This is a genomic window from Ruegeria sp. BHSB064 (assembly GCF_059613205.1).
On the sequence record NZ_JBXWSB010000005.1, the window covers coordinates 17,294 to 31,011 of the forward strand.

At 54.7% G+C, this 13,718-nt stretch carries 13 protein-coding genes; 6 read left to right on the forward strand and 7 right to left on the reverse strand.

Features of this window, described 5'->3' with window-relative positions; translation table 11 throughout:
* Nucleotides 1-33: 33 nt before the first annotated feature.
* The gene (locus tag AC2FNU_RS02070) at nt 34-1,908 is read right to left on the reverse strand and encodes a glycosyltransferase family 2 protein (protein WP_496784478.1); all 1,875 of its coding nucleotides are present in this window, start codon (nt 1,906-1,908) and stop codon (nt 34-36) included.
* A gap of 323 nt (nt 1,909-2,231) precedes the next feature.
* On the opposite strand from AC2FNU_RS02070, the gene mobC reads away from it, so the two are divergent.
* From mobC to AC2FNU_RS02090, 4 genes are all read left to right on the forward strand, one after another.
* Nucleotides 2,232-2,690 carry a plasmid mobilization relaxosome protein MobC gene (mobC, locus tag AC2FNU_RS02075; protein ID WP_496784479.1) on the forward strand — a complete coding sequence of 153 codons (459 nt, stop codon included), beginning with the start codon at nt 2,232-2,234 and terminating at the stop codon, nt 2,688-2,690.
* Nucleotides 2,687-3,979, forward strand: coding sequence for a relaxase/mobilization nuclease domain-containing protein (locus AC2FNU_RS02080; protein ID WP_496784480.1), 1,293 nt, complete (start codon nt 2,687-2,689; stop codon nt 3,977-3,979). Before mobC ends, AC2FNU_RS02080 begins: the two co-directional genes overlap by 4 nt.
* Before the next feature lie 9 nt (nt 3,980-3,988).
* Entirely contained in the window at nt 3,989-4,270 is a 282-nt protein-coding gene (locus tag AC2FNU_RS02085) for a hypothetical protein (protein WP_496784481.1), read from the forward strand.
* A 235-nt stretch (nt 4,271-4,505) separates the two neighbouring features.
* Nucleotides 4,506-4,700, forward strand: a complete 195-nt coding sequence (locus tag AC2FNU_RS02090; RefSeq protein WP_496784482.1) for a hypothetical protein — start codon at nt 4,506-4,508, stop codon at nt 4,698-4,700.
* Between the two features lie 12 nt (nt 4,701-4,712).
* On the opposite strand, the gene AC2FNU_RS02095 is transcribed toward AC2FNU_RS02090, so the two are convergent.
* The 5 genes from AC2FNU_RS02095 to AC2FNU_RS02115 form a co-directional block, all read right to left on the reverse strand.
* On the reverse strand, nt 4,713-5,630 hold the full coding sequence (locus AC2FNU_RS02095) for a nucleotidyl transferase AbiEii/AbiGii toxin family protein (protein WP_496784483.1): 918 nt from the start codon (nt 5,628-5,630) through the stop codon (nt 4,713-4,715).
* Nucleotides 5,617-6,468, reverse strand: a complete 852-nt coding sequence (locus AC2FNU_RS02100) for a type IV toxin-antitoxin system AbiEi family antitoxin domain-containing protein (protein WP_496784484.1) — start codon at nt 6,466-6,468, stop codon at nt 5,617-5,619. The genes AC2FNU_RS02095 and AC2FNU_RS02100 overlap by 14 nt, the downstream gene beginning before the upstream one ends.
* A 160-nt stretch (nt 6,469-6,628) precedes the next feature.
* Nucleotides 6,629-7,090: a hypothetical protein gene (locus tag AC2FNU_RS02105; RefSeq protein ID WP_496784485.1), complete on the reverse strand. Its 462-nt coding sequence runs from the start codon at nt 7,088-7,090 to the stop codon at nt 6,629-6,631.
* 47 nt (nt 7,091-7,137) lie between these two features.
* A complete protein-coding gene (locus AC2FNU_RS02110; protein ID WP_496784486.1) occupies nt 7,138-8,043 on the reverse strand; it encodes an ArdC family protein in 906 nt (301 codons plus the stop codon).
* A 358-nt stretch (nt 8,044-8,401) separates the two neighbouring features.
* Complete coding sequence (locus AC2FNU_RS02115; RefSeq protein ID WP_496784487.1) at nt 8,402-9,529, reverse strand: DUF3800 domain-containing protein; 1,128 nt, start codon at nt 9,527-9,529, stop codon at nt 8,402-8,404.
* A 260-nt stretch (nt 9,530-9,789) separates the two neighbouring features.
* Here AC2FNU_RS02115 and AC2FNU_RS02120 point away from each other — a divergent pair, with 260 nt between their 5' ends.
* Nucleotides 9,790-10,416: a hypothetical protein gene (locus AC2FNU_RS02120; RefSeq protein WP_496784488.1), complete on the forward strand. Its 627-nt coding sequence runs from the start codon at nt 9,790-9,792 to the stop codon at nt 10,414-10,416.
* Here the strand turns inward: AC2FNU_RS02120 and AC2FNU_RS02125 are convergent.
* On the reverse strand, nt 10,398-11,546 hold the full coding sequence (locus AC2FNU_RS02125; RefSeq protein ID WP_496784489.1) for a hypothetical protein: 1,149 nt from the start codon (nt 11,544-11,546) through the stop codon (nt 10,398-10,400). The genes AC2FNU_RS02120 and AC2FNU_RS02125 overlap by 19 nt on opposite strands.
* A gap of 412 nt (nt 11,547-11,958) precedes the next feature.
* Here AC2FNU_RS02125 and AC2FNU_RS02130 point away from each other — a divergent pair, with 412 nt between their 5' ends.
* The gene (locus AC2FNU_RS02130; RefSeq protein ID WP_496784490.1) at nt 11,959-13,134 is read left to right on the forward strand and encodes an AlbA family DNA-binding domain-containing protein; all 1,176 of its coding nucleotides are present in this window, start codon (nt 11,959-11,961) and stop codon (nt 13,132-13,134) included.
* Nucleotides 13,135-13,718 lie beyond the last annotated feature (584 nt).

Sequence of the window (13,718 nt, forward strand, 5' to 3'; positions counted from 1 at the left end):
CCACGCCAACAGCGCAAGAGCCAGAAGCTTGGGTTATTCTTTGTCAAGCGGTGGCAATTTGTCGATCCCAAGCCACGGTGGCTCTAAGCTGGTTATTCTATAGGTGCTGGCATTGCCCGCCAGGAACCTGTTGATCGCTGCAGACATACCCGAATAAGAACCTTTGCCACGCCTGTATGACGTGAAGGCGATGCTGCCGCCCGGCGCAAGCACCCTGTCTATCCGTCTCAGCAATTGCAGCATAACACGTTCGGCCCGGACACCGCGAATGATCGCCACACCGACGCTTTGATCTTTGAACAGTTTCAACATCAAGGCAGGCATCGCCCTGTACACACGCAGTTTTCCCGTCAGAATGGGCTCGCGGAAATACTCGAGAAACGCAAAGAACGCGCGGTCAAGTGCCTGCAATTCCTCATCTTGGGTGGTGTCCGGGCAGGCGAACCCGTTCCAGGACAAACCCCAAGGTGCAATTACGGTCAATTGCGCCACAGTCCCCAAATCCAGTATTTCCTGGACGATTTCCGGTTCAACCTGCCCGATCAGGACCCAGGACTTCTTTCCGCTGATCGATTTCAGGAACTTCTTTCGTTGCTTTGCCGTTCTTTCAACTTCCTTAGGGGATGGCGGCAAAAAACTGGGGTCTCTGGGATCAAACGGCAGATCGACCTGTTTCGGGTCAGTGATCTTGGCGTGTTCGGCCTTTGCCTGTTCATAATCCAAAGGCGTGTCCAAGGCATCAAGCCGAACAAACCACGGGTAATTCAGCGTCTTGTTGTTCGAGATCATCGCCATTTGCCCGATCCGGTTCCATTTCGCGACCTGTGCGAAACTGACCTCGGGGTCTTTGTACATTTCCACATCAAACGATGCGTTGGCTTCTTCCAGGACCCCCAAATCCAGGGCTTTCAAGTTCTGGCCGCTGCGGAAATTCTGATACCGACGAATGAAACTCTTGGCGGCGTCGGTTTGGCGAACCGTGGCGATCCGGGACTTATGAAACTCAACAGCCTGTTTGTGAAGGTTTGACAGAACCTCATCCTGACACAGGCGTTCATGTGCGCGACGCATACGATCAAGCTTGGACAGGACTGACTGTTCCTCGACATCATTGAAGCAATGCATATGCCAATAGGCCTGCCCGGTCGCCTCCATCTTGGGATGAAACGCCGTTGTGTTCACATCCCCGCGAAGCCGCTTCATCAGATAGCTTTCGATGGACCTGACGGCATAGTGGTTCATACGAAACAACGCAGTCCCAAAGGCCGCACCAGTTGTCGTAAACGCCCAGCCACGCCGACGCATTGCAGGTGGCAGCGGGTCGCCATCCCCATCCACCCAAGCGAAGTTTTCAACTTTACCCTTGATCGGTCCGCGCGGTCGATGTGTGTTGATCAAACGATAAGAGCCGTTGTTGCGGATCAGCGATTTGAACGCGCGCAAATTCTGCGGCATGACCATGCCCATCTCGCCGGCACGCGTGAACTGCTCAATAACGAATTTGTCTTCGAACTCGACAATACCGTTGTGCCCAAACATCTGCCAAAGCGCCGCAAAACCATCTGCGTGTGGCAACGTTCGGAAAAGGTCATCCAGCGTGCCTTCGCCGACGCGGATATCGAAGAATTCATCGACGTCACACACCAGAATCCACTCGGCCTCGGACGACCAGGGATGTTTCATTGCGTTGGCATAAGCCGACGCTTGCGGCCCATGTTTCCACGGCCCGGGATTATCGATATGCGCAAGGAAACCAAGCTCTTCACACCGCTTGAGGATCGCATCCGTGCCATCCGAGCAGTCATTCGAGTTTACGATGAAGTGCGTGAAACCGATCGATTGGTAATAGGCAATCCACTCAAGAATGAAGGGGCCTTCATCTTTCATCGTGGATATGACTAGTCTCATCAACGCATCCCGCAACAATGGCCTGTACATTCAGAGTCACGGGAAAAGTGCATCACAGCAGAGGCATAGCTCGCATCCCTGAACAGGGCTGTGTTACGGGCCGTGGAATGGCAATGCAAGTGGGCAGCAGAGTGTTGCCCGTTCAGAAGCCACAACCGTGTCCGAAGCGCACGTGCTTGTCAGTTGCGGCAATGTGCATGCCAGAGGATCAAGATGTGAAATGGTGCGCCTAACGAGAGAAAGTTCGAACTATCTGTTCGAGGTTCTCGAAGAATGGGAAACCCATCTCACGCAACTTGACCTTAACGGTCGGAGGTGCGTCGATGAAGTATCCAGACAATGATATCAACAACTTAAATGACTCCGAATCCAAGAAAGAGCGCGAACCTACCTTTCCAGTGCCGTTTTCGCTGCGGCTGAGCTTTGAAGAGCGGGCGCAGCTTGAAAACGAGGCTGCTGGCATACCGGTGGGCGCGTATATCAGGCAAAGGCTGTTCCGCGACAAGGAGACCCCGCGCAAGACGCGTGGCAAGTCTCCGGTAAAAGATCATGTGGCGCTTGGACGTGTGCTAGGAGCACTCGGCCAATCGCGGATATCCAACAATCTGAACCAGCTTGCCAAGGCCGTGAATACCGGTTCGCTGCCTGTCACACAGGAGACCGAGGACGCGATCAAGCAGGCTTGCGATGATGTCAAAGCCATGCGGCAGGATTTGCTGCTGGCGCTTGGCGTCCGCTCATCGGGATCAGGCTCCAAAACAGGGCCAAGCCTGACGCCATGATCCTCAAGGGTAATCAGCGGGGAGGTGCTGCCAAGCTTGCGCAGCACCTCCTTCGCACAGATGAGAACGAGCATGTGACGATACATGAGTTGCGTGGCTTTGCTTCTGACGATCTGACCACCGCATTGCGCGAGGTCGAGGCGATCAGCAAAGGTACACGCTGTCGTCAGTACCTATTTTCGCTGAGCCTCAATCCGCCCGATATGGTCGAGGCCAGGATTGAGGACTTCGAGGCAGCGGCTGCGGAGATCGAGAAAAAGCTCGGCCTTGAAGGTCAGCCCCGCGCGATTGTTTTTCATGAAAAGGAAGGACGGCGGCACGCCCATTGTGTCTGGTCGCGGATTGATGCGGAGTCGATGACCGCGATCAACCTGCCGTTCTACAAGCGCAAGCTCGCCGAGCAATCGCGGCAGCTCTACCTTGAGCATGGCTGGGACATGCCGAAAGGCTTGCAGCATTGGACGCTACGCGATCCGCTCAGCTTCAACCGCGCCGAATGGCAGCAAGCCAAGCGGGTCAAGCTTGATCCGCGTGAGCTTAAGGCACTATTCAAAGCCTGTTGGGACTCGGCGGATTCAAAGGCTGCGCTGCAAAATGCATTGCAGGAACGCGGCTTCTGGCTGGCGCGGGGTGATCGGCGCGGCTTTGTCGCCGTTGATTATCGCGGCGAAATCTACTCGCTTGCCAAATGGTCTGGCGTCCGCGCCAAGGATGTGAAGGAACGCCTTGGCGATCCGAAAGATTTGCCGTCCGTCGATGAGGTCAAAACCCGTATCGGGCAGCACATGACGGGGGCACTATCCCGCTTTGTGAAAGACATGGAAGCCGATGCGCGGCGGCGCTCGGCAAGCCTTGAGTTCCGGCGCAGCGAAATGGCCGGTCGGCACAGGGAAGAGCGAAAGGCGCTTAAGGTCGCGCAAGACAAACGCTGGATTGCCGAAACCAATGCCCGTGCGGCCCGCTTACCGCGCGGCATGAAAGGCATCTGGCATCGGATCACGGGGCGCTATGCGGAAATCAAACGCCAGAACGAGCGCGAAGCCTGGGACGCGCATCGTCGCGATCAAGGTGAGACGGATAGTTTGATCCTGCGCCAGCTTGAAGACCGGCGTGTGCTGCAATTCGAGATCAGGGAGCACCGCCAGCAGGAGCAACAAGAGCTTCTGGATTTGCGGGCCGATATCGCCCGTTACCAAGCGCTTGATGCGCAGCGCGAGGCCGAGCCATCGCGAGACGAAGACCGTGGGCGGGGCCGCGACCGTGATAGGCCGCACCGCCCAAGACGATAGGAGATTTCAATGAGCAACGCGTTATTCACGTTACTTGTACCCCGCCGGATTCACGAACTGGCATGTGCCCTTGATCGGGAAGTCGAGAAGATCGGCGGGGAAGTTTCGGCGGTTGCGTTGGCCGAAGATCACACAGACCACGCGCATGACGCCGCAACCTGTGACGAATGGTACGAAGTTTGGCGTTATCTCATGGATCGGGATGTGGCCGAAGGGCCGACGCGCTACATCGTGACGGATGATCCCGCCGTTTCGCGCCTAACACCGGCCCATCCTTCCAAACCGGATTAAGCTGTCACCAAAGCGTTTATCCGTGACAACTTAGACCGTGCCGCTCTTTCCGCTGTCGTCCGGCCACAGTTCTTCAAGTCATCAGTTCTGGCAGAAAGGCCCGTGCAAACGGACAAGGCGATGAATGCCTGCTCCACGATGTTGCGCCCGAGGGTGTCCGATAAGGCCGCTTTCTGCGCCTCCCGATTCCGAGAAGAGCCGGATGGTCCGGTTCGAAACGGAAAAGGAGGATCGCATGATCACGTTTATCACAATGCACGAATTGCGAAGCCTGTCGGATCAGGAGCTTGGCGAGCTGTTTCAACTATTCACGCTTCTGCTTTCTGAAACCGAACCGCATACGCCAGACCACCGCCGTATTCGGGCAACGCTTGAGAATATCCGCAGCTTGCTTGGGCAACCACGGCAACAGTGCATCCGCCGCATTTGACACTGCGCAAAATTATCCCGCGTGGCCAAGTGAATCCTCAAGCAATGCGACCAGCTCGGCGCGGCGCTCCGGTGGCAGGGAATCGAGATTTCGCTGCCGCCATTTGACGGCGGGTAGATCGCTGGCGTGCGGGGTTCCGATCAATGACCAGTCCGGCTCCCCGCGCTCAAATCCGATCAGAAAGTCTCGATGTTTATCTGGCATGTTGCCGATCAGATCAGCGATCAAGTTTTGCTGTGTCTGAATGAGGTCTTCGATGGCAACGGCAGTTTCGGTCATGCCGTCGAAGCCGTCCCTGAATTCATCGGCAAGGTCTTTGACGCGGCCAGACAGCACCTCTCCCATAGGGCGGTTGTGGCTGAGAAGATAAACAAGGAAAGCTTCGCGCAGCGCGTCGGTCAGCCCTTCATTGGCAAGCAGATCGCGAACGTCGAATAAGTCTCGCGGATGCTGGCGGTCTAGGGCGGCGACGAGCTTGCCCGCATAAAGGTCTTCGAAGGACACAACGGCGATTTCCGCATACCCGAAAGCGTCTTCGACGGCCTCGATCACGGGTTGGGCGCTTGGTTCTTTGACAACACCGCGTAGCACTGGTGAGACTTCAATCTTGACCTGCGTGCGTTCCGCCGAAACCACCAAACGCAACACAGTGCCTTCGTTGATACTCTGTGTCGTTCGCGAACCTGGGATTTCGGCGAGTATGGCGGCCTCGATCCGCTTCATTGCCGCGTCAATTTCGGCAAGCGCCTCCGGCCTTGCGTGCATGGGCAGATACATCAGGTCGATATCAACCGACAGGCGCGGTAGATTGCGGACAAACAGGTTGATTGCTGTGCCGCCTTTGAGCGCAAAGCAGTCCTCACGCGCGGTAATGGGCAGAAGGCGCATCAGCAAGCGGACTTGACGTTCATAGTGTTCACGAAAGGCCATCGAGGTCCTCCGGAACGGTGATCAGATAGACAGGATCGAGCCGCCCGCCTTTCACGAGCATCCGCTTGCCCTTGCCAAGATCAACAGCGTCTTTGTCGAGCCGCTTGCGCCATGCATGATTGTGACGGTCGGCAAAGTAGAAGAACAGGCGCTTGACCTTGATGCTAGCGCAGTCGGTCAGAAGCTTTTGCAGGCGGCGCGGGCTAAAGTTTGCGGCCCCCTGCATGAACATGTCGGCCTGATGGAAGCTCTCGCGGCTTGGCAACTCGTCGAGCATTTCGAGATAAGCCCGCTCTGGTCTCGAAAGGGTCAGCGGCCAATCCCATTGCCCCCATGCCAATGCATCGAGGCTTCCGCCCTGAAGACGTTCCAGATCGCGCCCCGTTCCTTTGGCGATGTCCCATGCGAGGCTTCCAAGTCCGAGGGTGATCGGTTCGTTCCGAAACAGGGTTTCGCTGTTGTGATAGACAAAGCGTTGCGGAAGGTTCAGCTTGTTGAGCCAGCTTGGCGGCTTGTCGGGGCCGTGCAGATGGATCGTTTTGGTTTCATGCACGAGATAGTGGGCGAAACCTTGAAGCTCCAACGCTGTTCGGCCTCCAACAACGAGTGGCGCTGCGAGCAAGGTTTGGAGTGATATCACGACCTGCTGCCAATTGAGCGAGCCGCGCGGACGGCGGTAGACGCCGCGCGCGGCCTGCTCCAACCATCCGTTTTTGACGTAGTATGAGCGTAGGTTGCTGGCGATGCCGCGCTTCTCAAGCCATGCAGCATCGACCACCAACCCTTCGGGCAGGTCCTTCTCTAGTCGGTTTAGATGTGACGATCTTTGCTCACTCATATTGAGTATATTACATGAAGTTCAAACCCACAGCAAGTTTGATGTTTGCAATATTTACTCAACCATACTGATGATAACGTACGCTCCTCAAACCAAGTTTGCGCCCGCCTTGCGAGAAGTCAACGCGGCTGGCCGAATGGCCAGCCGAAAATTTTGCACCCTAAAACAGCGCGAGTTGCGGCGTTAATTCGGCTTCTAGTTTCCGCTGGAATGCAACAAGATCGGCATTTGGGCCGAGGCGGTCTATTCTATTTTGGCAGTGTGGTAATAGGCTTTTGATGGCATGTTTGCGAGCTGCAAGCGGATCATTGAAAGCCTGTTCGGTCCAAACTGTAGCAGGGAAAGAAAATCCGGATTCCGGTGTGCTGTAGCTGACGGATACCAACCAAAAGCCTTTCTGGGTTTCGTATAGCCGGATCGTGGCCGAAAACCGTTTGTGTTCCACTCTTATCTTTTCGCTGACACGGCTCAGAACCCCGTGTTCATTGCATTCTGCGCCCCATAGTCTCGCCGCTGCTTTTGTTGCTTGGGGTTCGACATAGTACCGCTGGCCAAAGCTCTGTTTTATTGCGTGGAGTTCACAGCGAAAATCGATGATGTTGTTGGTTTCTTCAATGTTCATGGTTCTAATCCTTTCGTTGAAAATTGATGGGGTGGCAGAGCCGCCGCTTACGCGGCGACTCCTTCCTCCTGCTCGGTTTCTTGCTCTTGGAAGCTGTGCAGGTAATCCGCTGCCCGCTGTGCGTGCGCTGCGGCGCTAAAGATTGCCCGCTTGTCGTTCTTCAAGACTTTGAGCCAGCTCTGGATATAGGCCGCGTGATCCGTTCCGGCTTCGGGTGTCAGGTCCAGATCGGCACAGAGGAAGGCCGCGCCTAGCTCGGCAACCAATTCTTCACGGGCGTAACCTTCATCGCCCCATTTCTTGCGCCCGAAATCACGGTCAAGGCGGCTCTTGTGCTTCGTCCAGTGGGTCAGTTCATGCGCCAAGGTCGCATAGTACCTTTCAGGGCTGCGGAAGCTCTCGAAACACGGCATTTGCACATGATCGCTGCCGCCGCTGTAATGGGCTGAATTCCCGCCAAAGCGAATATCTGCACCCGTGGCCGCAAAGAAGGATTCCGCGTGATCGATCCGCTCGGCAGGATCAATGACGGGTTCGGGCTTCACATAGAAATGCTCTGGCAGTCCGTCGATCTGCTCCACGTTGAACACGCTATAGCCCTTCATGAACGGGATTTTCCGTTCCTCTTCCGTGCCGTCGTCCTGCTCTTCGGTTTTGGTGATGGTGTTGGCATAGACAACCAGATTGCCGCGCTCGCCTTTTCTGACATGCGCCCCGAATTCACGGGCTTGGCGGTAGGTCATCCAGAACGGCGAAAGATAACCGCCCTCCATCGCCGCGCCCCAAAGCATCAGCACGTTGATGCCGCTATAGGCCATACCGTTATGGCGCAGGGGTTTGACGATCCGCCCGTCCATGTTTCCGGCTGACCACGGTTTGAGCCATGTCAATTCACCTTGTTCCAGATCAGCAATGATCTTGTCTGTTACTTTTTGATAAATGTCTTGTTTCATTGGCCTTTTCCTCCTCTTGAAAAGCCGGTTGCACATGCAACCGGACTAGGCCCGCGCCAATGAGCGGGGGGAGACCGTCAGGACCGCAGACAGCGGAGGGGGATCACCCGCCCTGCACAAACGAAGAGCGGAAGGACGGGGAGACCGCTGGCTGCGCCCGCAACTAATGTGAAGGGCTTGGTCTTGACGGAGGACGGGGCCGCAGGCCCCAAACAGAAGAAAGAACGTCAGCCCGTCAGGGCTGGCCAAAGATGCGCGAGGGATGGAAGCCGCATGGCCGAGACCGCCGCAGGTTGGCTCGGTTCACGACAGCCCGGTGCGGTGTTACCGCACGCGCTAAAATCACTGTTTCAGAAACTCACTCTTCGTAGACACTTCCGCTATTCCGCAGGAACAGGTTCATCTTGTCGATGTCTCTCACGCTCGAAACATGATTGAGGAATGCAATATTGGCTTCGTGCGCGGCGTCGATCAAATCTCGTAACAGCTCCGCATTTGTCAGGCTTGCACCGCTCAATGAGGCTCTGGCTTCAGCGACCTCTTCGCAGGATGTCTGCACCAAATAACTGTGCATTTTGCCAATGAGACCAACCACGATATCGGAAATCTGTATCCCAGGCTCCGACTTGGAGTCAGCAAACCTGTAGTGCGTCACTGGAACTCCGCTCGATGAAAGCTTCATTCCTTGAATTTGGTCCCGAATGGAATCTTCCATGTCGAGGATGTGGCTGGAATATTTGAAGAGTGCGATTCGGGTCAGGTAGAAGATGTCGAAGCTTTCGATCAGAAGATGAGGCGTAAATCCTTCGATGAAGTCGAGGCTTGGAAGATTGCGTCCAGCTTGCAGCATGCCTTTGAGCATGTTTGCGTTAAATTCGGGCAAAACACCTTCGCTTTTCTCCAGCAACCTGAGAAGGTCATCGAGAAAAGGTTTTCGGTTTTCCGGCGCGAGGTCTGGATAACCATAGCGATAAAATATGTTTGTGGTGTCTCGCAGGTTAGCCCTGAGCAGCGCGGCTAAGTCGGCTTTCAGCACCGCGTGGATTTCGATCAATCGCGGTTCGCCTAACCTGTAAAGGATCGAGTCCATGATATCGACGAGCGACCAGTAGAGCGGGTCGAGCGCATGATAGTGGAACACTAAACCACTATCGGATATCCATCGTAGGAACGTGGTCAGCTTATCGGACTTGAGCAAGTCCAGAAACTCGCCTTTGGCAACATGCTTGAGCTTTATTTCGTCCGCGCTCTTTTGGATTCGCATCGCGTCGCGTAATGCCTGAATATCAAGTGCGCGTGGCGCGCCTTCGTGGACCACTCCACCTAAAACAAAGGCAACTGGTTCCGCGACGTTTAAGCCGTGCGCGTCAAGACGGAGCTTTTTGATATTGTTCGTTTCGTCATGGTAAAAAGTGTAAACGCCATCAATTTTTGATAAACCGTGCATTTTTCTGTGCGCGTCTCGCATTTCATCGATGTCAATCAAAGATTCTCCTCCTATGCGTAATCGTAGTCGAGGCTAAGCAAACGGCACTATGTTGATGCGTCTTTGTCCACCGATTTTCGAGCAACCTCGACGTTCACGAAAACGTACCAAACCGGATGGGCAAGGCGATCTGTAACCAAAGTTCACGACAGCCCGCCCCGTCGAAGTCTAACGGAGACGGGCGCAGCTTCAATGTTGAAAACGTAGAGGAAAATCTGATCTAATGGCTGTGGATTGAAGTAACGAACACAGATTTAGAAATGGCAGAAAAAACAATGGATAAGCCAACAATCGGCATACTGGCCTACGGCTCTTTGATTTCCGACCCCAGAGCAGAGATTGAGCGCACTCGGACCGACACCATCCATGACGTCATGACTCCCTTTCACATCGAATTTGCGCGTAGCAGCAATGGTCGTGGCGGCGCACCGACCCTCGTTCCTGTCACAACTGGCGGCGCCCACGTCAGAGGCCAGGTCTTCGTTATGGACGCTTCTGAATCCGAGGCCGCCGATATCCTCTATCGCCGTGAAATCGGAAAGGTTGGTGATATGACGCGAACCTATACGCGTCCTGACCCTGTGACAGACAAGACTGTTGTGGTCGAGCGCTTAACCAACTTCACAGGGCTGGACGTTGTTCTCTATACGCAGATTGCCGCGACTATCACCCCTTTGACGGCGACACGCCTTGCCGAACTCGCGATCGCGAGTGTTTCCGATGCTAAGCGTGGTCACGACGGCATCAGCTACCTGATCGCAGCAAAACAGCACGGTATTTCTACCGCGCTGTCGCCCGCCTATGAGGATGAAATCCTGAAAGAGACAGAGTGCGAGACGCTTAATGAAGCGCTCACCAAACTCCAGGATCAGTCACGTTCGCGTTGAATGACACCGTGCTCATCGTAAGCGTCTAACAACATCTGAACATAGTCCCGCGTGCTGGTTGTCGCATGCCCCAAGCCTGGCCACGCAAAGGGAAAGGTCATGCAGGTTGCATTCAGTTCCAGCTCCACACCGAGCAATTCAGCAACGGCGATTGCCGCGTCGGGTTCCTTGGAGTCAGGCCATAGGTCTTCATCCAGAACAATGCAGGCATCGCCGTCGTCATCGACAAAAATCTCGGCGAGCTGAGCTCCGATCCGCTCTGCGGGGGTCGCGGCATCTTCAAGCAAAGCGGCGCGCAACAGCAATGAAATACCGTCTTCGTCCAATGTCAGTTTCGGCCTTGAATCCACCACTTTGACTTCGGGTTCGGGCCGCTGCCGTGACGGTGGGCTCTTAACAGGCTGGGGTTCCACATCGGAACCGTCCAACCAAGCTGGCGCAGAAGAGATGTTGATGGGCGATGCGCCGCAGCCAGGACAGTGCCAAAGATTTTCTGCAAGCTGAGCACCCGTGATCTTGCCGTCGCAATGAAGGCAATACCAATCGGCTGACCGTTCCCCGAACAGCGGATGAACCACGACCCCTTCGGCATCGGGCTTTGTGGATCGTCTTGGCCAGTCTGACGAAATCCCTGCACGCACCTTGGCTGCTTCTTCATCCGCAATGACCAATGCTGCGTCCAGAAATTCGCCTTTGCGCACAGGGCTGGTGTCGGCATGCGGTTTTTCGATTTCGACAACTGGCTTGGAAAATTGCGCTTCGCCAACAAGGATACGCCAACCTTCACCTTCCATGCGGATGTCACCGAAGGATTCAAAGACCCGATAGCTGTAATCGCCGATCTTTCCTTGCCTGACCGGTTCATCGACCGGACGGGCAAAGCTCTTGTCTATAAACCTTTCTTGTTCATCCGCGCCTGGATGGGATTGGAGGACAAACGCCTCGGCCTGCGCCAGTTGCTCGACGCTCGGCAGCCAACCTTGCTTCGCTTTGGTTGCCAGTTGCCCCCAATGCGCAAAGTCCAACGCGGCGGCAATCGCGTTGAGCGCTTCGTGTTGGGGAATGCGGTTTGCCCGCGCATACCGTTTTGCGAGCGTCTTGAGTGTGGTGATTTCACTTTTCATTGTCATGATCCATTTCAATAACGGGATCCGACTAGGTGTCCGCTACTAACCAGATCCCACAATTGGGCTGGAGCTTTCATGTTCAAAGGAAAGTGCTGCGTAGCTTTGCGTGGCGGACACACCGGCATGCACTGAAGGCCGAGATCAAGGGTGCAGGATTCGATGAGCCTCGTCAAGCGGTTACCGGATGTTTCATGGAGCCAATCCTGGTCTTTTCGGAGAGTGCGGCCACAAACCCTAGTTAGAGAATGAAATTCGGCCCGAACCCAAGGGATGCGTTTGAAATCTCCTGTGGATTAATGCCAAACGTCCTTAGTGCTGTCTGGATAATCGTCACCTCGACAAGCTATGCTCTGCCTCGAAGGCAAATCAGTTCTTGGGCTGCTGCCCATGCGCTTGAACATTAATGGGAGCACTCATGCTGCTTGGAAAAAATTTCGATGATATTGACGCTCAAACCGTTCAAGCGCTGATTGGTGCGGCGGCGACGGAATCCGTGCACCTCGACTTCAAAAAGGAAACATACGGAAATTCAGACGCCGATAAAAAGGAACTTTTGAAGGATATTTCTTCCTTCGCAAACTGTCTTGGCGGACATCTTGTCATAGGGATTGAAGAAGTGGATGGGACTGCATCTGCGCTCAGCCCGCTATCAGGAATAGACGTGGACAGCGAGTTGCTTCGGCTTGAAAGCATAGCGCGGACAGGTGTTGAACCTTCGATTGTTGGCTTGCGAATGAAAAGGATCGCAGTCACTGGCGGCGACGTGATCCTGATACACGTGCCGCGCAGCTATAATCCCCCGCACCGAGTAATGTTTCGCAACTCAAATCGCTACTATTCGCGCAACTCCGCTGGCGTTTACGAACTGACGATGGATGAGTTGCGCCGTCTTTTCGGTGAACAAAGGACCATCGAAGAACAAGCACAGGCATTTGTTCAAGAGCGGCTTCTTCGCATCCAGGCGGGGGACGCACCGATGCCCATCCCCTTGGAAAAGGGCGTGACCGTTATGCACCTTGTTCCACTACCAGATGTCGGTGCCAAACGCCGGATCGAAATCTCGGCTATGCGGGAACACCATGCGGCATTCAGACCCATGGGCGCGGAAGGCTGGTCAACGCGCGTGAATCTTGATGGCTTCAACGTTTTTAGGGGCGGAATTATCTGCCACGGCTACACACAGATGTTCAGGGATGGTTCCTTGGAAGCAACCAGCACAAGCATGATAGCGGATCATGATGGCGGCCGCTTCTTGCCATCCATCGCAGTGCCGGATCGGTTTATTAAGTCTCTATCGTCTTACATGGGTGGCCTGCGGGTGCTGGAGGCTTCGCCACCCGTTCTCTTACGTATATCTATTTTGGGAATGAATGGCGTTAGGATGGGAATTGGGCCTGAGTATGTTCTCGATCCACCACCGCCCTATGACCGCGAAGAGTTGCATTTACCACACTCGATAATCACCGAATATCGCGATGACGGAAACTACGAGGCAGTAGTGGCGGAACAAATGGACTTTCTGTGGAATGCTTATGATTTCGAGCGATGCTTCTATTTTGATGAAAATGGAGCATGGAAAAGACCCCGTTAGCAGGCCATAGGTAGCCGTGGACGCAACTGCTGAAGAACCTGTTGGCGCGCACGTTTGGTTAAGGTGCGAAGTGCACACCAGAACAATATCTAGCGTCCGATGCGCCAATGATATACTATTGGCTGAATTCGAAGAGCCAAGTACCAAGTGCAATCGAACCGGTTCTTCAGAAACTCGGACAACAGACATGACAAGTTTTCCAACGCCCTCCGAAATAATGAGGCAAAACAAACCATATCTATTCTCGGACAGCTCCACAGAGGGGGCATACATTCTGGCACAGTCCGAACTTAGCCACCATTTGGACAGCCTCACTCAAAGGAACCAGCATCAAGACTTCGAAGTTTTTGCGCGTAAGCTCTGCGAGCGAGAAATCTGCCCTAATCTTCGACCACAGACTGGACCAGAAGGTGGCGGGGACGGAAAAATTGACACGGAGACCTACCCTGTCACCGATGAGATATCTGATCGCTGGTTCCAGGGTTTGGCGAATGCAGGCAAAGAACGATGGGGGTTTGCGTTCAGCGCGAAGGAAAGATGGGCACCCAAGGTTCGAAACGATGTCCAAGGCATGGTCGGCACAG